Below are 20116 nucleotides of genomic sequence, written 5' to 3' on the forward strand. Positions count from 1 at the left end.
CTAACGCAAATTCTTCGGAAAATTAGGTACAATCAGCTTTATTTTGCCAAGACTGGATAAGTTGCAGATGAAAGTGACACTGCCGCCTTTTGAAAAAGCCCGAGTATTGGTCGTGGGCGACGTGATGTTAGACCGGTACTGGACCGGCCCCACTGGCCGTATTTCACCGGAAGCGCCGGTGCCTGTGGTGAAGATTAGCCAGTTAGAGGACCGCCCCGGTGGTGCCGCCAACGTCGCGCTGAATATTGCGGCGCTGGGCGGGCAGGTAACACTTTGTGGCATAGTGGGCAATGATGAAGCGGCGAGTGCGCTGTCGGTGGGGCTTAAGGCACAAGGCGTGGTCCCAGGTTGGTTGCAAGTTGAAGACAAACCGACCATTACCAAGTTACGCGTGCTCAGTCGTAACCAACAGTTGATCCGTTTGGACTTTGAAGAAACTTTTAGCGTGGCGCAGAGTCAGCAACTGATGGCGAATGCTGAGCCACAGCTGGATAACTGTGATGTTGTCATTTTGTCTGATTATGCCAAGGGGGCTATCAGTGACCCGCGGCTCTTTATTCAGACTGCGCGCGCCAAAGGGATCAAAGTATTGGTTGACCCTAAAGGCAGTGATTTTTCCCGTTACCATGGCGCGACGTTGATCACGCCTAATATGAGCGAGTTTGAAGCGGTTGCCGGACCGGTATCCTCTGATGCCGAATTGGTTAGCAAAGCTCGCCAGCTGATTGTTGAACATCAACTGGATGCCATGCTGATTACTCGCTCCGAACAGGGGATGACTCTGATTACCAGCGCTGGCGATGAATTGCACATCCCGACGGTGGCCCGTGAAGTCTATGATGTCACCGGTGCTGGCGATACCGTCATTTCCGCGTTAGCGAGTGCGCTGGCCGCAGGCAGCGAATTGGCTCAAGCTTGCGCTATAGCCAATACGGCAGCGGGTGTGGTGGTTGGTAAACTGGGCACCTCAACGGTTAGCCGTATTGAACTGATTGAAGCATTATCGTTGAGTCACGGGGAATCCGGGTTTGGTGTCGTCTCCGAAGAGCAATTAGCTTACGCACTAGAGCAAGCCAGATTGCGAGGCGAAAAAGTGGTAATGACTAATGGCTGCTTCGATATCTTGCATGCGGGACATGTTTCTTATCTCAAAGAAGCCCGCGCGTTAGGTGATCGCTTGATTGTAGCGGTCAATGATGACGATTCTGTGCGTCGTTTGAAGGGCGATGGTCGTCCTGTGAACAATGTGGCGCGGCGTATGGCCGTATTGGCCGGTTTAGCTTCCGTAGACTGGGTGGTTCCATTCAGTGAAGACACCCCACAACGTATTATTGCGCGGTTATTACCCGACCTGTTAGTTAAAGGTGGCGATTACCGGGTGGATGAGATTGCCGGTGGTAAGGAAGTGATCGCTGCCGGTGGTAGCGTTAAAGTGCTGGGATTTGAAGATGGCATCTCCACTACGGCAATCATCCAGCGTATTATGGATAAACCCTGATGTTAGCCAGCTTGCTGACGGCCACACTGTTTTGGGCTGATATCGGTCCCAAACAGGCGTTGGTGTGTCCGCCAGCGGCTATTACCCAGTGTCTGGCAACCCTGCCAGATAAAGTCCGTCAGCAATTGCCGAGTGATAAAACTCGTTACAGTGATGCATTAGCGCTGCGTGCAGCGATGGCCATTCCCGTTAATGACCCTGCTATTGCCGGTATTGTGTTGTGGGCTCCTGAACAACTTGCCTCTAGTCAGAGTGCACTTTGGAACGGGCAGGTTTACCAACTGCCGCTGGAGCAGCAGCCCTTGCTGACGTTATGGCATGAGCTGGGGCATCTGGAGATTAAGCGGTTACAGGGAAGTGTGTTGCCGATAAATTTGACCACTTTGGAATATGAGTGGTTGGCTGACTGCTATATGACCTGGCGCAGCGCCAAAAGCACCGGAACGTTGGCGTTGGCCTGGCAACAGTATGATCGCCGCAATCTTGGGGTGATTACCGATATCGACAACTTATCGCACTGGAGTGCATTATATCTGTTACCTGTGCTCACTGATTACAGTGCCGCACAGATTGCCAGTTTCCCGACTTTTAAAGATTTTGTCGCAGATTTTTTCCCGAAAGTTCACCGTTTCGATAATGATGCCGTTGCGGAGTTTTCCAGTCTGTTGCAGCGGGTGTTCGGCTCCGGTAGCGTGCATCCGTTACCGGGCTATATGTTCTGGCGTCGTCCAGCCTTAGGACAGATTCTGCGACCGACGTTTTCCAGACTGATGGGCGAATCAGCCGCTAAGAAATGGTTGCAGCAGCAACGTATGCTGACTCAGACACCGTTCATTGGTTCAGGTATCTGAATCTGCCCTGAACAAACCTTAAAAACCGCTCCATGAGTGGGTTTTGGTGCAAGCCATCGCGAAAATCCTTTGGTAAGCTTTGGTTCGATTGAACAGGCGACAGTATCAGAGGACAGTCATTATGGCGAAGCGATCAAAGGCGCAGACCGAACTTACCATTCAGCAAATCATGGATGAAGCATTCCGTCAGATTCTGACCATTGGCTTCGAAACTATGTCCTATTCTACGTTGGCTGATGCCTTGGGCATCAGCCGTACCGGTGTAAGCCATCATTTCCCGCGCAAACTGGATTTTTTATTAAGACTCAATGAACGCATCGGCGAGCATTTTATCTCTGCACTGGATTTCTCTAGCATTGAAGCGCTGCAATATTCGTGGCAACAGGCCATGACACGGCCGGAACAGCAAGCGGTGCTGCGGCTGTTTTTCAGCATCTGTGGCCGTGTTGAAGATGAAATGCCGGAGTTTATTGCGGTTGAGCAGGCATTGCGGCAAGCGGAGTCTGCGCTCGGTGTCGCCGGCCGCGAACAGGTACAAGAGTTATTAGGTGCCACCGCATTGCAGTTATCTTCCTGCACCTTGCTGGCAAAAGCTGCCTAAAGGGTAAGATGTAACATATTGCTTACATTGTATAAATATTCCTAACAGACGGTTGTCAGGATTACTCTGGCAGCCGTTTTTTTAGTCGTTGCATCTTTACTTCAAACTGTGCTAGTGTCGAAGCATGTTAAAAAGTGAGACGTAGGTCACACATGAAAAGAATGCAGCAAGCAATCACTCTGTGGCTAGCCAGCGTAACGCTGACGTTGTCGCTTGCTGTTATTTCTGCCCCCAGAGATTTGGCTGAAGGTTCGTTGCTATTTGCCGACGACCAGTCAATGCTGCAGGCAATTCTGCCGGATAACTCGTTACCCGTGCTGTTGCTTGAAAATGCTTTTGAACCCATCGAACCAGTTATTCCGCGTACTCGCACTAAGCTGGTGCCACGTCGAGTTCTCAGTAGTGTATTGCCACAGTCGGAATACAAACGTGCACTTGTTAAGACATCGGTCTTTCCGCAAGCGCTGACCCGCGCTCCCCCTGCCTTTGCCTGATATCCCAATAACGTTGTTCAATTTTTGGATTCAAGCAGAGGTGTATTATGAAAACACTGCAAACTTATACTCTTAACTCTTTGGAAATAAACGATAATAGCCGTTTATTGAAGGAAGATTCTAAAGCAACTGCTGCGTTGATGAATTTCAGCCACTCAACTCGCATGGCATTAAATGCCGATATGCCCGTACCTGATGCCTACCAAATCATGACGGCTGAAAACAGTCAGATCAATTATGTGGTTAATGATCATCATGAACTGTTGGGTATCGTCAGCCGCAACTGGCTATCCAGTGACAATCTGATGAAATATACCGATAAAAATCATGGGCCTTCGTTCTGGAGCGTATTTGACCTGATGTTACCTATCTCTGAACTGCCAGCTGTTGATGACGCTCAGTTACAGGATGTTACGGTACTTGATGTGCTGGAAACATTCCGCAGTATCCAACGCGATTTTATGTTGGTATTGGATAGTAATGGTCAAATACGGGGTTTGCTGAGTGCGGAAGATATGATCGCGCGTTTAGAGCATGCACCGACATTTCGTGATAAAGGCGGCGAAGTACTGGAGATTTTACGGCAGTTACGTGAAAGCCATGGGTTGGAGCCACTGCAAGTCGTTAACGGTTAACCGTTTGCCCTAATAAAAAACCGGTGGCATGCCACCGGTTTTGTTATATGGGAAGCAGATCGCAGAATTACAGTGCGTTAAGAATTGCAGTCACAGATTCTTTGGCATCTCCGAACAACATCTGGGTGTTATCTTTGAAGAACAGTGGGTTCTGTACGCCTGCGTATCCAGTATTCATAGAGCGTTTGAATGCGATAACATTCTGTGCTTTCCACACTTCCAATACCGGCATACCGGCAATTGGGCTACCTGGATCTTCTGCCGCAGCAGGGTTAACGGTATCGTTGGCACCGATCACCAATACAGTGTCTGTGTCTTCGAAATCGTCATTAATTTCATCCATTTCCAGCACGATATCATAGGGCACTTTGGCTTCAGCCAGCAGTACGTTCATATGGCCTGGTAGACGACCGGCAACCGGATGGATACCAAAGCGGACTTTGACGCCCATTGCACGCAGTTTCTGGGTGATCTCTGCCACAGGGTATTGTGCTTGTGCAACCGCCATCCCATACCCGGGAGTGATGATCACTGAGCTGGAGTTTTTCAGCAGATCGGCAACTTCTTCGGCAGTAGTTTCACGATATTCACCCAGCTCTTGGTCGCCACTGCTGGTAGCACCATCAGTACCAAAACCACCGGCAATAACAGAGATAAATGAACGATTCATCGCCTTACACATGATGTAAGACAGAATTGCACCTGAAGAACCTACCAACGCGCCGGTTACGATCAGCAGATCGTTCGACAGCATGAAGCCCGCCGCCGCAGCAGCCCATCCTGAGTATGAGTTCAACATTGACACAACTACCGGCATGTCAGCTCCGCCGATAGAAGCCACCAGATGCCAGCCAAAGGCCAGGGCAATCAGGGTCATCAACAATACCGCGAAGGTGTTACCACCGGCATTTACAAAGTACAGCAACAATACAAATGCTACGACAACTGCCAGCAGATTCAGCTTATGGCGATGCGGTAGCATCAGTGGCTTGGAGGAGATAATGCCACGAAGCTTACCAAAGGCCACGATTGAACCAGTGAAGGTTACCGCACCGATAAAGATACCGAGGAAGATTTCAACCAGATGGATGTTAAGCATTGCACCTGTCAGCTCGGCATGCTGCGCGGCTTTGGCGGCTTCTTTAAAGGCTTCAGTTGCGGCATCCAATGTTGCTTGCAGATCTGAACCCGCAGTCACTACCACACTGGTAGTGGTTGCCGGATGCAGGTCGATAAAGCTGTTGAAACCTACCAGAACCGCTGCCAGACCTACGAAAGAGTGTAGGATAGCGACCAATTCTGGCATCTGAGTCATTTCTACTTTTAGTGCCAGACGTACGCCTACGGCACCGCCAATCACCATCGCCAGAATGATCCACTGAACACCTGTGGTTTCGGGGTTAAGGATAGTGGCAATCAAGGCGATCGCCATCCCGGAGACCCCTAGAATATTGCCCTGTTTAGCGGTTTCCTGCTTGGAAAGCCCAGCCAAACTCAAAATAAAACACAGCGCTGCAATGATATAGGCCGCTGTTACCAGTCCTTGAGACACGATATCTTCCCCCTTAACCTTTACGGAACATCTTCAGCATGCGCTGAGTGACCGTAAAGCCACCAAAGATGTTAATACTGGCGATCAGCACCGCAAAAAAGGCCAGGCCAGTAACCAGCGCTGAACCCTGACCAATTTGCAGCAATGCACCCACAACGATAATCCCGGAGATAGCGTTGGTGACCGACATCAGCGGGGTATGCAGTGAGTGAGTCACGTTCCATACCACGTAGTAACCGACGATGCAGGACAACAGGAACACGGTAAAATGCGATAAAAACTCTGGAGGTGCGACAGAGGCTACTGCTGCAAAGGCAATTGCGCCGACCGCGCCCAACACATATTTCAGTTTTGATGGGGCTTTAGGCGCGGCCGCTTGTTTAGCTACCGCGTTCGCCGGCTGCTTCTGCGGTGCCGCAGAGACTGAGATCTTTGGTGGCGGGAAGGTCACTTCACCCGCCTTGACCACAGTCATATTACGCATCACGGTATCTTCAAAATCGATAACCGCATTGCCATCTTTTTCTTTGCACATCAGCTTCATCAGGTTCACCAAGTTGGTGCCATAAAGCTGTGAAGATTGTGCCGGTAAGCGGCCCGGGAGATCGGTATAACCGATAACTTTTACACCATTAGCGGTGACAAACAATTCACCCGGCTGGGTATATTCACAGTTGCCACCAGTCGCCGCAGCCATATCGACAATGATAGAACCTGGTTTCATGGTGTCGACCATTTCCTTGGTGATCAGCCGTGGTGCAGGGCGTCCAGGGATCAGCGCGGTGGTAATGATGATGTCGACTTCTTTGGCCTGTTTGGCAAACAGTTCCATTTCGGCCTTGATGAACTCTTCGCTCATCACTTTGGCATAACCGTCAGAAGACGCGCCGTCCTCACCACCAAAGTCTAGCTTGAGGAATTCACCGCCCATCGATTCAATCTGTTCAGCCACTTCCAGGCGGGTATCGAATGCTCTGACAATCGCGCCTAATGAACCGGCGGCACCGATTGCGGCGAGACCCGCAACCCCGGCACCAATGACCAGCACTTTAGCAGGAGGCACTTTACCGGCCGCAGTGATTTGACCCGTAAAGAAACGGCCAAATTCATGTGCGGCTTCGACGACTGCGCGGTAGCCCCCGATGTTAGCCATGGAAGACAACGCATCCATGGATTGGGCACGAGAAATACGTGGAACCATGTCCATCGCCATCACATTGATGTTGCGTTTGGAGAGTTTTTCCACTAATTCGGCATTCTGAGCCGGCCAAATAAAGCTGACCAGGGTGGCACCATCTTTAATCTTGGCGATCTCTTCATCTGTAGGTGCATTGACCTTAAAGATGAAATCCGCTTGCCAAACTTCGGGTGCGACAACAGCGCCTGCGGCTTCAAAGGCTGCATCGTCAAAGCTGGACAGCGCCCCCGCGCCTACTTCTACGATGACTTCGAAGCCGAGCTTTTTCAATTGCTCGACGGTGGCCGGGGTCGCTGCGACCCTGGTTTCACCGGGGAGAATTTCTCTCGGTATTCCAATTTGCATGACTGATTCCTGATGATTGATAAATAAACACCTGCCCGCAGTGCTCCTTCTGCAGGCAGATAAAAATCTGCTTTTCCCGGTCAGTTATCGGCAACTATGTTGCAATCAAGTGATAAATAATTACCTGAACAGCCGGTCTATTAGACTACTCCGTTTTTTGAGAACCGACAGTCTTCCTTTTGCCACACATTTAGTGCTAGGGCATTGTCGCAACTCTTTGCTCGGAAACAAGCGCATATTGCTCAAGCCGAGTATTTCTTAGCTGGTCGGAGCAAATAATATGCGCTAGGCCACATTTTTTTAACTTAATTGTCGCAAATCTCATATTCCAAATAAATATAAAAAATTAAATATTATTCTTTTTTGACTTTCGTGAGCACAGATAAGCTTGCGGCTATCTCTCTGTCGCAAGGTTTGGCTCCATGTCGTTAAAAGAACTCTCATCGTTGGTATCTCCGTTAACGGAATCCCAAGTGACCCAGTTACAGCAATTGGCTGCGCAGCTCAGCCCACTGCAGCAAGCGTGGGTCAGTGGCTATCTCGCCGCTAGTGCCGGTGTCGCTGCTCAAACTACGGCTCAGGTGCAGCCCGGTAATACCTTAACCATCTTGTACGGCAGCCAGACGGGGAATAGCCGCGGTATAGCCAGCCAACTGGCGCAGCAGGCAAGGGCCAATGGTTATGCGGTGAATCTCAGCGCTATGGGCGAGTATAATGTGCGATCGCTCAAACAGGAGCAGTTGCTAGTTGTGATCGTCAGCACTCAGGGTGAAGGCGACGCTCCGGATGATGCGATTGAATTACATAAATTTTTAGCGTCAAAACGAGCACCAAAACTGGAACAGCTGCATTATGCTGTGCTGGCGCTCGGTGATTCATCCTACGAATTTTTCTGCCAGACCGGCAAAGATTTTGATGAACGTTTGGCGGCGTTGGGGGCAAAGCCGCTGTTACCACGCGTGGATTGCGATGTGGATTATCAGCAGCTAAGTGAACAATGGCAGCAGCAGTTATTGGTGGCCGTGCAACCACATCTGCAAACATCCGCACAAGTTGTCTCGATTGATAGCGTCAAGCCAGCCAATACGGCAAGCGGATATAGCAAACAACAGCCGTATGAAGCGGACATTCTGCTCAGCCAGAAAATCACTGGGCGTGATTCGACAAAAGACACCCGACATATTGAAATCGATTTAGGCGAATCTGGCATTCAATACCAGCCGGGAGACGCCCTCGGCGTTTACTTCAGCAATTATGCCGCGTTAGTGGATGAACTGCTCTCCAGCCTCCAGCTTGATGGCGATAGTGCTGTGATGTTGCAAGATCGAGCACTGAGCCTGCGTCAGGCGCTATTGGACGAGAAGGAATTGACACAGCTGTATCCCGGCCTAGTGCAATTCTGGGCGCAGCACTGCGGCAGCGATGAATTGCAAGCAATCGCCGATGACCGTGAGCAGAGCCGGTTATTCATTAGGCACCATCAGTTGGCTGATTTGCAGCGTTTATATCCCATCACCAACGTTGACGCCCAGCAATTGATCGATGTGTTGCGTCCAATCACACCGCGCTTGTATTCCATCGCGTCCAGCCAGAGCGAAGTCGACACCGAAGTGCATCTGACGGTAGGGCTGGTTCAGGAAGTGCGCGATGGCATTCCGCGTTATGGGGCCGCATCTGGATTTCTGGCTCGCGCGGAAGAAGGGCAGAAGCTGCGGGTTTATGTGGAAGCTAACAAGCATTTCCGTTTGCCGACTGATCCAGCGACCCCGGTGATTATGATCGGTCCCGGTACCGGCGTGGCGCCATTCCGCGCTTTCATGCAACAACGAGCCGCACAGGGGGCTAGCGGTGACAGCTGGTTGTTCTTTGGTAATCCGCACTTTGAGCAGGATTTTCTGTATCAGACCGAGTGGCAGCAGTACCTCAAAACCGGTCAGCTTAGCCGGATTTCTCTGGCATTTTCCCGCGACCAACAGCAAAAAATTTATGTGCAGCAGCGTATTCGTGAACAGGGTGAAGCGTTATGGCAGTGGCTGCAACGTGGTGCCCACCTGTACTTATGTGGTGATGCCGAGCGCATGGCCAAAGACGTGCAGCAGGCGTTAGTGGATGTGGTTGTCGCGTATGGTGGTCTGGACGCCGAAGCCGCCACCGAGTATCTGGAAAACCTGCGACAACAAGGTCGCTTCCAGAAAGATGTTTACTGAGATCCATGGACAGCACTGCCACTGGCAGGCTGGCATCAAAGAGAGTGAGTTATGAGCGAGCCAAAATTATCTGCTAATGAGCGCATTAAAAGTCACAGTCAGCACCTGCGCGGCACCATAAAGCAAGGATTGTCCACAGATGTTACCGGGGCTTTCAGCGATGATGATCAGCAACTGATCAAATTCCACGGTTTCTATCAACAGGACGACCGGGATCTGCGTAATGAGCGTAAAGAGCAGAAACTGGAGCCCCTCTACAGCTTTATGCTACGAGCAAGGGTTCCAGGCGGAGTGTGCACGCCAGAGCAGTGGCTGGAAGTCGACCGTATTGCATCTGAGTTGACCACCTCGAACAGTATCCGCCTGACCACACGTCAGACCTTTCAGTATCATGGTATTCCGAAGCGTAATCTGAAAACCATTATTCAAGGGTTGGACCGTAAAGCATTGGATTCCATTGCCGCCTGTGGCGATGTGAACCGTAACGTAATGTGTAACCCCAACCCAGTGCAGTCCAAACTGCATCAGCAGGCATATTACTGGGCGAAAAAACTGTCAGATCACATGCTGCCGCACACCAAGGCTTATGCCGAGATCTGGCTGGATGATGAAAAACTGTTAAGCACCGAAACTGAAGCCGAGTCGATTTATGGTGATACCTATCTGCCACGTAAATTCAAAATGGCCGTTGCCGTGCCACCAGATAACGATGTGGATGTCTATACCAACGACTTTGGCTTGATCGCGGTTGCCGAACACGATGAATTGGTTGGCTTCAACTTAGTGGCCGGTGGCGGCATGGGCTCGACTCACGGTGAGGTGGAAACCTTCCCACGGCTAGCCGATGACTTCGGTTTTATTCGCGCTGAAGACACCATCAAATTCGCTGAAGCGGTCATGACATTGCAACGGGACTGGGGTAATCGCAGTAACCGTAAACGTGCACGTCTGAAATACACTATTGTGGATCGCGGTTTTGCGGCATTCAAAGCGGAAGTTGAAAATCGTGCGGGGGTGAAATTTGAGCCTAAGCGCAAAGTGGTTATCGGCGATCGTGGCGATCGCTATGGTTGGGTCAAAGGTGTCGATAATCAGTGGCATCTGACGTTGTTTATCGAAGGGGGCCGTATTAAGGATCTCCCCGGAAAACCGTTGCAAACTGGTTTGCGGGAGATTGCCAAAATCCATCAAGGCGATTTTCGTATGACCTCCAACCAGAATATCATCATCGCCGGGGTCGCGGAGGCTGCCAAACAACAGATTGAAGGGTTAGCGCGCAAGCATGGTTTACTGGGCGAAGTGATCAGTGCCAGCCGCGGCCATTCCATCGCGTGTGTGGCACTGCCGACCTGTCCGTTAGCGATGGCTGAAGCAGAACGCTATTTCCCTGAATTCATGGATAAAGTCGAGGCACTGCAACAGAAGCATGGCCTTGCCGAGCAGCCGATCGTGGTGCGCATGACCGGTTGTCCTAACGGCTGCGCGCGTCCTTTCGCGGCAGAAATTGGTTTGGTAGGTAAAGCGCCCGGACGCTACAACCTGTATTTGGGCGCAAGTTTTGAAGGCACCCGGCTCAACAAAATGTATCGTGAAAATATCCAGGAAGCTGAGATATTAAACGAGCTGGATGGCTTATTTGCGCGCTATGCGCTGGAACGTAATGCTGGGGAGTACTTCGGTGATTTCGTGGTGCGTGTTGGCGTTGTGAAAGCGGTACTGGATGCCGCCAGGGATTTCCATGGCTGAGATAAATTCGCCGGTAACGGCCGCACAGTTAACTGCGTTGTTGCAGCTGGATGAACATGAGCAACAACAACAGCTGGCTGATATTAATGTTTTCCTCGGTCAATTAACGCCACAGCAGCGTGTCCAGTGGGCCTTGGCGTATCTGCCGGGAACCCATGCGCTATCCTCAAGCTTTGGTATTCAGGCGGCTGTAATGCTGCATCTGGTAACTAGCATTTGGGCTGACGTGCCGGTACTCCTCACTGATACCGGCTATCTGTTTCCGGAAACCTACCAGTTCATAGATGAGCTGACGCAACGACTGCAGCTGAATCTTAAGGTGTACCGATCAGAATTGACGCCGGCCTGGCAAGAAGCGCGATTTGGCAAATTGTGGGAAAAAGGTCTGGATGGACTCGAATTTTATAACCGTATGAATAAAGTTGAGCCGATGAAACGGGCCTTAGAGGAGTTACAGGTGGGGACCTGGTTTGCTGGTCTGCGCCATAGTCAGGCCGCGACTCGCGAAGCCTTGCCGATCCTTGCAATTCATGGCGGTCACTACAAAGTGTTACCCATCATTGAGTGGAGTAATCGTGATGTACATGTTTATCTGCAACAACACAATTTACCTTACCATCCGTTGTGGTATCAAAATTATGTGTCGGTTGGTGATACGCATTCTACGCGGCCGTTAACTGCGGGGATGACAGAAGCGGAAACCCGATTCAATGGCATCAAACGTGAGTGTGGCCTGCACTTTGAAATATAATTATTATAATTCAATATATTAGGTTGTCTGTGTTCAGAACTGCTCAGAATGGGCACGCTTAGCGATCAAGGTTTTTACCAGTTTGTACACAGACTTATGCACAACGTAAATTTCTTGGTTATACTAAACATTCCCCCGTTGGGGAAATAAAGCATGTCATTCTGTATCCGGTGTTCCTATTGGGCATCAGCCTTCGGCAGACAGTGTGATTGACGTGCTGATGGCAGTGTACTCCTTCGGGTAGCAGGTGATGACTTATCGATGTTGCCGTTCACTGCCGCTTTGATTGGCTTGCTGGCGCAGTCTCAAAGCATTTTCCCGTCCCGAATAGCCTGGGTATTCAGGTTATTCGGGGCTCTCCCCCGAAGCGTTAATTTTCCCAAAATATTGTCGCAACGCCTTAAGCAATTGAGGCCACTTAACATTTGGTGGCAGCGGTAGCTGTAGATCCGGCGTAATCCCCTTCCCGGACAATTGATTGCCGTATTGGTCATAGGCTAATGATGCGGTAATACTCACGCTGATATCGCTGCTGGGGAGGCGGAATTCGTGTTTACGCCCCATATCGCCCAAGGTGGCATCACCTATCAGCAAGGTCTTGCGCCAATCTTTGGCATAATACGCCAGCCATTCGCATTCATAACGGCATCCTGGACCAATCAGCAGTACCAATTGCTGCGATGTTGCCGGGACTACTGACGCTGGCGATACTACGGGCGTTTTTGCAAACCATTGACTTAGCTCGGGTTGCTGCTGTTTGGCTAAGGTGACGCTGATAGCGGGAAACAGTTGAAAGTATTGCAGCGGTACCAAACCTAGCGGTGCGAGAAAATCACTGCGTAGCTGTGAGGCGCGGCGGTAACGTCCATAACCTATGGGCTGTGTTGCCGGGTATTGTCTGCCTTGTACTAACTGCTGTAGCAATATCGGACTGAATCCTGTGGTCTGTCGTAAGTCCAGGATCAGCGTTCCTGCCTGCAGCGCTTTTTGGAAATCCCGTTGCAGCTGACGATCATTTTCCAGTCGCTCTAAATCGCCAAAACGAAACAACTCCGTATTATCACCCAGCCATTGCCATTGACTGATGGCGGGGCTACGTTTGCTGGTAGCTTTGTCTGATACCGGTAATTGTAGATGGGTGATATTGCTGTCATCACTGGTTAAGGTCAGGGTTACTGTAGGTTTTACTTGTAAGCCTAATTCTCGACGCAATACATCCAACTGCTGTAGCTGTGTCGTGATAGGCAGCTTGGCTGCGAGCATGCGTTTGGCTGCTGTTTCCCAGCGCTGGATGGGCACGCCGTCTATGTGTGTCAGGAATGGGCGTTTGCTATCGATAGGCTGATTATTGTTGTCTAATGCCAACCAGCGTTGCTGCATCTGTTGTAACTTGATGGGTAAAATGCCGGAGGCCATGGGCAGGGCAGATACACTGGCACCTGGGTCATTAATTAGGCTCAGCAGTTTCCGTACTTCCGTATTAAAGCGATTAAGGTCAATATTTTGCGGATAACGAACAGTGACTTGACCTACACGCTGTTGTAAACGTTTTAAATTCTCTGGATGAAGCACAATAAAGGCCGAGTAATCGGCCACTTGCTGCTGCAAGGTTTTGAGATCCAATACCAACTGCTCATGGGTTAATACCCCCTGGGCGAGTGGTCGCTGCAAGACAAAACGCAGTAGTTGCAGGCTACTGATCAATAATGCCAGCAGAAATAGATAAAAAATTTCTCTGAACCCGGATCTCATTGCCATGACAACAATATCGCCCTTTACAGAAGGTCATTGAGCGCGACACCGAGACCGATACGCTCGGTGTGCGCGTTGTAATCGATAAGACTTTCACCATAGCCGTTGAAATACTGCGCATAGATCCGCAAATTTCCGAGAATCGGATAGCTCCATGTCAATTGTGCGGCACCACGATTATTGCTGGTTTTTAGGTTATTCCGCAGCATCAGACTGAAGCGGTGCTTGCCCGGCCCATAAAGGGCAGTGAATTCAAAATGACCTAAATAATCTTCAATATCCGGGTTGTCATCGCCGTGAGGGTCACCGTCATATTTCTTGTCGCTTTCAGGGATCCTCCACCAGACTTTCAGCGAAAAGGCCATTGGCCCATTATCAAAGACCATATTGCCATATACTCGATTCCAGCTACGAGATAGGCTGCCAGAGCGACCATTGGATTGATGTACGGCACCAAATCCGAAAAACGAATTGGTGAAATCACCAATTTTCCAGTCATTGTTAAACAGCATAAACAGTTCCGGTTCATGATTGGTTTCCCGGAAAGGTGAAGAGCTGTTTTTATTGTAAACCTGCCACCAGGACTGGTTCGTGTAGGCAAAGAACAGATGCCCATTATCACCGAACACCTTGTATGCCAGCGGAAATTTAAAACTGATCTGGAATTTAGCTTCAGCGTGGTCCAAGGCGTAATCGCCTTGCTCCATCTCTGCAGCAAAGGGGGTGGTATTGGGGGACGAGCTGTAAGTTATCGGCAGAAAATAATTCACCTTGTGAGGCATGATTACAAACGGGTTGTCTGAAGCCTGCAACTCTTTATTGACCCGCTCTTCTACCAATGATGGCTGTGGATTAGCATCAGTCTCGGCAAAGACTGTCTGGCAGTTTAATACGCCGATCACTCCAATAATTACGGCGGTAAGCTGGGGGATTTTCATGCGACCTTGTCTCCCTGGTAACGTAAAATATCCACTGCGAATGCAGTGTAGCATTGAAAATGGCCGTATTAACAGTAGCTTGAATTTGCCGCGGGGGAATGTCATCAGATGATTTCTGAATGGTGCTTCGATGCCTTGTTCATATATAACCATTAAGAATAAAAACTAATAATTATATATTTAATAAAGAATATTGAGACAGTTATATTGCCCCTAGTTAATTAGGGGGTGATTGAAGATGGCACTGTTGCAACTCGCTGGGCGTCAAGCCAAAGGTAAAGTCTATCTGTTGGGTGCCGGTCCTGGCGATCCGGAGCTATTAACCCTCAAAGCCTGGCGCTTATTGAAAAGTGCCGACGTCGTGTTATATGACGCATTAGTCAGCGAAGAGATCTTGGCGCTGATCCCAACTGCGGCCGAAAAGATCTCCGTCGGCAAACGCGCAGGTCATCACAGTGCTTCTCAGGATGAGATTAATCGCTTATTGGTTACTAAGGCTTATACCCGAGAAACCGTTGTGCGTTTAAAGGGGGGCGATCCTTTCATCTTTGGTCGCGGTGGGGAAGAACTGTTGGCGTTAACGGATGCCGGAGTGGACTTTGAAGTGGTCCCAGGGATTACTGCTGCCAGTGGTGCAGCGGCTTATGCGGGCATTCCATTGACGCACCGTGAACTTGCCCGGTCTGTGACATTTATTACAGCGCATTGCCAAACCGCCGAGCAGCCGATCAACTGGCAGGCCTACAGCGCAGTTGACCATACCCTGGTGATTTACATGGGCGTACTCAAGGCCAATGTTATCCAACATGAGCTGCTAACTGCCGGTAGGGCGGCCAATACCCCGGTTGCGATCGTGTCTCGTGCAAGCACGCCACAACAAAAAACATTTCAGGGGACATTATCGGAATTGGAGCGGTTAGCGGCTGATCCTCAATTACAGATGCCAGCGCTCATCATCATAGGCCATGTGGTGCAGTTGGCGCAGCAGCTAAATTGGTTTGAAACTGCTTCGCGGAAACACAGTGCCGTAGCGATAGAATCTTCCATACAAGGATGAATCGCGCGCTAAAGTTAGGCGGTGGCGGTAAAGTCTTTTTGCAAAAGGGTCTTGAGGGCGCTGACATACGCAACGTCTTCACGCGGAGCAACTAAATGTGCCAGTTCTTCTCCAACCGCCGTTAGCCGATAATAGCCAAAAAGTAAGTGATTAGATTTTGGGGTAAGTGTCAGCTGCTGTTGATGTGGCAGTTGCAGCACTAACGCTTGTTTGGCTGGCAACAATCCAGTTTCAAACTCGCTCTTATGCAGTATGCCCGCATCCATCAGTGTTAACAGACTGGAGTAGGGCAGCCCAAACTGCGATAATCCCAAGTTCACCGCAGGGTGTTTACGGAAATACTGTCCAAATCCCCCTGATATGCGATAGCTACTCAGCAGTTTTCCCCGGTTTTCATTATTGATTTTTATCATCATTCCCAGCGCTTTTTCCAGCAGTTGCGCTTCACGTAGCGTCAACTGTTTTAGCGTGGTTAAGGTACGCAGACTAAAGTTACCTGGATTCACGGTTTCACTGGCAAGGATACGTGCCCAAAGATCCTGCATCTTACGATTATGGATCTGTTCCGCTAGTTGAAAAAATTGATGGACCCAGTCGGAGTCAAGTTCAGCACCAGTGACATCAGATGACGAGTAACTCAGTGTCATCGCATAAATGTTTTCCAGGTTTTGCTGATACTGCTGTTGCTGCAATTTTTGTCTAAACACTGCCCGTTGACTCAACGTTGCATTGGCCGGGTGATAATCATTGTCTGAGGCCAGTCCCAAGAGCCGGCCAAGACGCAGCACTTTCTTGCGCGCAGACATCTCTTGCGCACTTTCTATCGGCGATGATTCGTTAAGCTCATGGGGGTCGGCCATTGCATCAGTCTGGATTAAGGTTGGCATGGCTTACTATAAGCCGAAAGGTGACTAGGATGTCCAGAAGTTGTTAGAAACTGCATGATTGTTCAGCTAACTGAACAAGTAAAAGCCATTTTGTGAACTGCACGTAATTAATGACTTTTTGCGCGAGTTGTTGCCGATGGGCGTGATCCGATTCATGTAAACTATGGCATTATTTCCCTAATATAATCGCTAGCTAACAGATTGAACGTACAGGTGTTAATGTGGACAAAACCCTTATTCTATTTTCCAGTGTTCATGGCCAGACCCGAAAAATATGTGACTTTATGGCTAAGCGTCTGGAACAGCAGGGACATCAGGTAACTTTGGCTGCAATCACGGACGCGCCGGAATTAGGTGAATTCGACAGAATCTTGATTGGTGCCAGTATCCGGCATGGAAAGCACAACCCTGCAGTTTATGATTTTATTGCACAGCACCAGGCGCAGCTAGAGGTCAAACCCAATGGTTTTTTCTCAGTGAGCCTTGTTGCCAGAAAGCCCGCCAAAAATACGCCTGATACCAATCCTTACATGCAGGCCTTTCTGGCGAAATCCGCTTGGAAACCCAAGTTGCTGGAAGTGTTTGGCGGCAACCTGAACTACCAGGGATATGATGCCATGGATCGCAATATCATAAGATTTATCATGTGGATAACTAAGGGCCCTACCGATCCTAATACCTGTGTGGAATATACCAATTGGGATAAAGTAGCGGCGTTTGTCGATCAGTTTGGCAACGCGGCGTAGGAGTCGGTTATGGGAAGCCTGCTGGCGCTCTATCAAAGATTGCAGCATTTGTTGCTCATTGTGTTGTGCGTAGTGTTGTTGGCAGGCAGTGGTCAGTTGACGCTGTTACGTTCGCTACCCGCTCACGCAGGATTCTGGAATCTGACACACGTATGGCTGGGGTTACTGGCGAGTGTGGTGGCATTCACTTTTTTTATCAGCAATCTTACCGGCGGCAGCTGGCGTCAGTATTACGGTATTGTGGCGGGCAATTGGCATCCGGTATGGCATGACCTCTGTGGTTTAGGCAAGGGACGTATTCCGGCTGCTGGCGGTGTGGGGCTATTCAGCCTGATTGAAGGTCTGACCATGATCGCGCTGTTAGCCGTATGCTTTAGTGGTTGCATGTGGTTTTTTGAACAGGGCAGTAAAGACGCGCTGTTTTGGCGCGGTTGGCATCACTCTTTGATCTATGTATTTGTCACGTTATTAATATTGCATGTGCTTTGCGCGTTAAGTCATTTACTTGACCTCATTCGTGACTAAACAATGTCGTTTTTTGAGAATAATCTGTAACGCCAAGTCCGCTTTTTATCTTATCTACCCACTACGCTGTTAGCTTCAAGTGAGGTGGCAACCGGCGTAACTCTGCATTGAAGCCAATACCTTTGCTGGATTTTTTAAATAAGATAAATTCAAAACTTTTCAGATAATCAAAATGGTTTAACACTGTAAATCAATATATATTGATAATTGTTCATTAAATGTATTCATTTAATGATGAAAATTTATTCAGTATTGGGCAATGTTTGCTTTTCTGTTTACTTATATTGCAATTATGTTTGCTAAATGTGATTTTTAGCTCGTCAGCTTTGAGCAATTGATTTCTGACGTGAACAATGGCAGCCGAGTCTGCTTTTGTACTCGGATGCTTTTCAAATGTTCCCCGTCCTGGTTTGGGTTGCCGACATGAAACATCAGATAATTCTCCCTATGGCTTTAATGGTAGCTATACAGCGGACGTGTTACGTATCGTTTTTACTATGTTGCTGCCGCGGGGTCTTTGACAATTGTTAGTGACCCCGTTGCCTTTTTTTTATGTCCATTTCTATCAATACTCCTCGCTGAATTTTCCATTTGCTTTTTATCGAATGCAGTATTGTCAGCCAGATGCACTGGTATATAGTGTTGACGCTTCGAGCGCAATTTCCACACAAATAAGACTTTAATACGGGAAAAGGTAAATATGAGTTGGAGTATGTGGCTGGGACTGTTGGCGATCTCCTGCTTGGGAGCTATGTCTCCCGGGCCCAGTTTGGCTATGGTGGTCCGTCATACCTTAGGTGGCGGTCGCGCGCAAGGGATTGCTTGTGCCTGGGCACATTCTGTTGGGATTGGCATGTACGCCTTGATCACCTTGCTGGGATTGGCCGCGTTATTAAAGCATTTTCCCATCATTTTTAAGGTGATTGCGGTTGCTGGCGCATTGTATCTGGCATGGCTCGGCATAAAAGCGCTGATGTCAAAGGGGGGAATGCAGCAAAAATTAGCGGCGGGTAGACAAACCACCGTGCTGGAAGCCGTACGCGATGGCATCGCCATTTCCATGTTAAACCCGAAGATCATGTTATTTTTTACAGCGTTGTTCAGCCAGTTTGTATTAGCTGCGCAGCATAGTTCTGGCAAAGGACTCATCGTGCTGACGCCGCTGATTGTGGATGGCTGTTGGTATACCTTGATTGCATTTATGCTGTCACAGCCCAAGGTGCTCGATAAACTGCGTAACAAAGCCAATCTTATCGATAAGCTAACTGGTGGGGTATTGTTGTTGTTAGCGTTGCGTGTGGTTGCGTCTATTTGACGGTGTCGCCCACCGTATCAGCGACTGGTGCCGAGATGTTGCAACAGATGACTGCGTAACGCGTTAATAAGCGGTGTGAGTTGACGTCGGTCGGGTAACAACATGTTCAGCGGCGCAGCCTCACCACGCCAGTCGCTGCATAGTTGTTGTAATCGCCCCTGTTGCAAATCTGCCGCGATATCCAGACGTGATTTGTACGCAATACCACAGCCGGCTAAAGCCCAGCGATGCACCATGTCACCATCATCGGCAACCCGATCTCCTTTGACGTTGACGCTGATAAACTCCTCGCCTCGGTTAAATTGCCAACGATCATGTACGCAGTCTGCCAGCATAAAACATAAGCAATTATGCTGTGACAATTCCTGCGGATGTTTTGGGGTTCCCGCGCGTGCCAAGTAGGTTGGCGCAGCACATAAGACCCGGTCATTATTAGGTGTTAACGGTAATGCAATTAAGCTGGAATTGGGAGGTAATCCGTAACGGATCACTAAATCGACTGGTTGATGGTAGATATTGGTCAGATGATCACTAATCTGCAGTTTTAGTTCTACCTGTGGATGGGTAGCCATAAAACTGTCGAGTAAAGGTGCCAACAGATTGCGTCCGAGGTCAGATGGCAGTGACAAGTGCAGTTTACCTTGAAGCCTCTGTCTGCCACTGCGCAACAGCATTTCGCCCTGTTCCAGTTGCTTTAATGCCTCTTCACAATATTGCAGATACTGTTCACCCTCCTTGGTTAACCGTAGGCTGCGGGTGGAGCGAACAAACAGTGGTGCCGCTAATTGGTGTTCCAGGCGTTTTATCGCCGCACTGGTGGCCGCCGGCGTCAGATTCATCGCCCGGGCAACACTGGAAAGGCTGCCTTGTCTGGCGGTTTCAACAAAGATTTGTAGATCCTGCAAAGCACGCAACATAAGACATTACCCGTCAGTCGAAAGGCGATTTTTAAGCTGATTTTCAAATATTATTTGAATCAATTATTAAATATTAACGGTTTTTCTAACGCGATGACACC

18 protein-coding genes are annotated in these 20116 nt (G+C 49.4%); 12 read left to right on the forward strand and 6 right to left on the reverse strand.

Annotated features, from left to right (window positions below; genetic code table 11):
• The first annotated feature begins 67 nt into the window (after positions 1–67).
• The 5 genes from hldE (at position 68) to KDN34_RS03290 (ending at position 4079) form a co-directional block, all read left to right on the forward strand.
• Entirely contained in the window at positions 68–1498 is a 1431-nt protein-coding gene (hldE, locus tag KDN34_RS03270) for a bifunctional D-glycero-beta-D-manno-heptose-7-phosphate kinase/D-glycero-beta-D-manno-heptose 1-phosphate adenylyltransferase HldE (RefSeq protein ID WP_212595508.1), read from the forward strand.
• The gene (locus KDN34_RS03275) at positions 1498–2349 is read left to right on the forward strand and encodes a hypothetical protein (RefSeq protein WP_212595509.1); all 852 of its coding nucleotides are present in this window, start codon (positions 1498–1500) and stop codon (positions 2347–2349) included. The genes hldE and KDN34_RS03275 overlap by 1 nt, the downstream gene beginning before the upstream one ends.
• Positions 2350–2470: 121 nt before the next feature.
• The gene (locus KDN34_RS03280) at positions 2471–2950 is read left to right on the forward strand and encodes a TetR family transcriptional regulator (RefSeq protein ID WP_212595510.1); all 480 of its coding nucleotides are present in this window, start codon (positions 2471–2473) and stop codon (positions 2948–2950) included.
• A gap of 152 nt (positions 2951–3102) precedes the next feature.
• Positions 3103–3444: a hypothetical protein gene (locus KDN34_RS03285; RefSeq protein WP_212595511.1), complete on the forward strand. Its 342-nt coding sequence runs from the start codon at positions 3103–3105 to the stop codon at positions 3442–3444.
• Between the two features lie 47 nt (positions 3445–3491).
• Positions 3492–4079: a CBS domain-containing protein gene (locus tag KDN34_RS03290; RefSeq protein WP_212595512.1), complete on the forward strand. Its 588-nt coding sequence runs from the start codon at positions 3492–3494 to the stop codon at positions 4077–4079.
• Positions 4080–4146: 67 nt separating this feature from the next.
• Here KDN34_RS03290 and pntB read toward each other — a convergent pair whose 3' ends face one another.
• Together pntB and KDN34_RS03300 are read right to left on the reverse strand one after the other, a co-directional pair.
• Complete coding sequence (gene pntB, locus KDN34_RS03295) at positions 4147–5631, reverse strand: Re/Si-specific NAD(P)(+) transhydrogenase subunit beta (protein WP_212595513.1); 1485 nt, start codon at positions 5629–5631, stop codon at positions 4147–4149.
• 13 nt (positions 5632–5644) lie between these two features.
• A complete protein-coding gene (locus KDN34_RS03300; protein WP_212595514.1) occupies positions 5645–7174 on the reverse strand; it encodes a Re/Si-specific NAD(P)(+) transhydrogenase subunit alpha in 1530 nt (509 codons plus the stop codon).
• Positions 7175–7596: 422 nt separating this feature from the next.
• Here KDN34_RS03300 and KDN34_RS03305 point away from each other — a divergent pair, with 422 nt between their 5' ends.
• From KDN34_RS03305 to KDN34_RS03315, 3 genes are read left to right on the forward strand one after another with little or no spacing between them, the layout of a single operon-like run.
• Positions 7597–9381 carry an assimilatory sulfite reductase (NADPH) flavoprotein subunit gene (locus tag KDN34_RS03305; RefSeq protein ID WP_212595515.1) on the forward strand — a complete coding sequence of 595 codons (1785 nt, stop codon included), beginning with the start codon at positions 7597–7599 and terminating at the stop codon, positions 9379–9381.
• 51 nt (positions 9382–9432) lie between these two features.
• The gene (cysI, locus tag KDN34_RS03310) at positions 9433–11127 is read left to right on the forward strand and encodes an assimilatory sulfite reductase (NADPH) hemoprotein subunit (RefSeq protein WP_212595516.1); all 1695 of its coding nucleotides are present in this window, start codon (positions 9433–9435) and stop codon (positions 11125–11127) included.
• Positions 11120–11878: a phosphoadenylyl-sulfate reductase gene (locus tag KDN34_RS03315; RefSeq protein WP_228730410.1), complete on the forward strand. Its 759-nt coding sequence runs from the start codon at positions 11120–11122 to the stop codon at positions 11876–11878. Before cysI ends, KDN34_RS03315 begins: the two co-directional genes overlap by 8 nt.
• 345 nt (positions 11879–12223) lie before the next feature.
• Here the strand turns inward: KDN34_RS03315 and KDN34_RS03320 are convergent, their stop codons facing one another.
• Together KDN34_RS03320 and KDN34_RS03325 are read right to left on the reverse strand one after the other, a co-directional pair.
• Complete coding sequence (locus tag KDN34_RS03320; protein WP_212595518.1) at positions 12224–13636, reverse strand: S41 family peptidase; 1413 nt, start codon at positions 13634–13636, stop codon at positions 12224–12226.
• Between the two features lie 17 nt (positions 13637–13653).
• On the reverse strand, positions 13654–14568 hold the full coding sequence (locus KDN34_RS03325) for a phospholipase A (protein ID WP_212595519.1): 915 nt from the start codon (positions 14566–14568) through the stop codon (positions 13654–13656).
• Positions 14569–14806: 238 nt separating this feature from the next.
• Here KDN34_RS03325 and cobA point away from each other — a divergent pair, with 238 nt between their 5' ends.
• Positions 14807–15625: a uroporphyrinogen-III C-methyltransferase gene (gene cobA / locus KDN34_RS03330; protein WP_212595520.1), complete on the forward strand. Its 819-nt coding sequence runs from the start codon at positions 14807–14809 to the stop codon at positions 15623–15625.
• Positions 15626–15639: 14 nt separating this feature from the next.
• Here the strand turns inward: cobA and KDN34_RS03335 are convergent, their stop codons facing one another.
• Positions 15640–16485: a TIGR03899 family protein gene (locus tag KDN34_RS03335; protein ID WP_212596507.1), complete on the reverse strand. Its 846-nt coding sequence runs from the start codon at positions 16483–16485 to the stop codon at positions 15640–15642.
• Positions 16486–16733: 248 nt separating this feature from the next.
• On the opposite strand from KDN34_RS03335, the gene hemG reads away from it, so the two are divergent.
• The 3 genes from hemG to KDN34_RS03350 all read left to right on the forward strand — a co-directional run bounded on the left by hemG (position 16734) and on the right by KDN34_RS03350 (position 19098).
• Entirely contained in the window at positions 16734–17258 is a 525-nt protein-coding gene (gene hemG / locus KDN34_RS03340) for a menaquinone-dependent protoporphyrinogen IX dehydrogenase (protein ID WP_212595521.1), read from the forward strand.
• A 9-nt stretch (positions 17259–17267) separates the two neighbouring features.
• A complete protein-coding gene (locus tag KDN34_RS03345; protein WP_212595522.1) occupies positions 17268–17783 on the forward strand; it encodes a cytochrome b/b6 domain-containing protein in 516 nt (171 codons plus the stop codon).
• Between the two features lie 700 nt (positions 17784–18483).
• Positions 18484–19098 carry a LysE family translocator gene (locus KDN34_RS03350; protein WP_212595523.1) on the forward strand — a complete coding sequence of 205 codons (615 nt, stop codon included), beginning with the start codon at positions 18484–18486 and terminating at the stop codon, positions 19096–19098.
• A gap of 17 nt (positions 19099–19115) precedes the next feature.
• On the opposite strand, the gene KDN34_RS03355 is transcribed toward KDN34_RS03350, so the two are convergent.
• Positions 19116–20015: a LysR family transcriptional regulator gene (locus tag KDN34_RS03355; RefSeq protein WP_324033457.1), complete on the reverse strand. Its 900-nt coding sequence runs from the start codon at positions 20013–20015 to the stop codon at positions 19116–19118.
• Positions 20016–20116: the final 101 nt, after the last annotated feature.

It is taken from the genome of Shewanella yunxiaonensis, from assembly GCF_018223345.1.
Taxonomy (GTDB): domain Bacteria; phylum Pseudomonadota; class Gammaproteobacteria; order Enterobacterales; family Shewanellaceae; genus Shewanella; species Shewanella yunxiaonensis.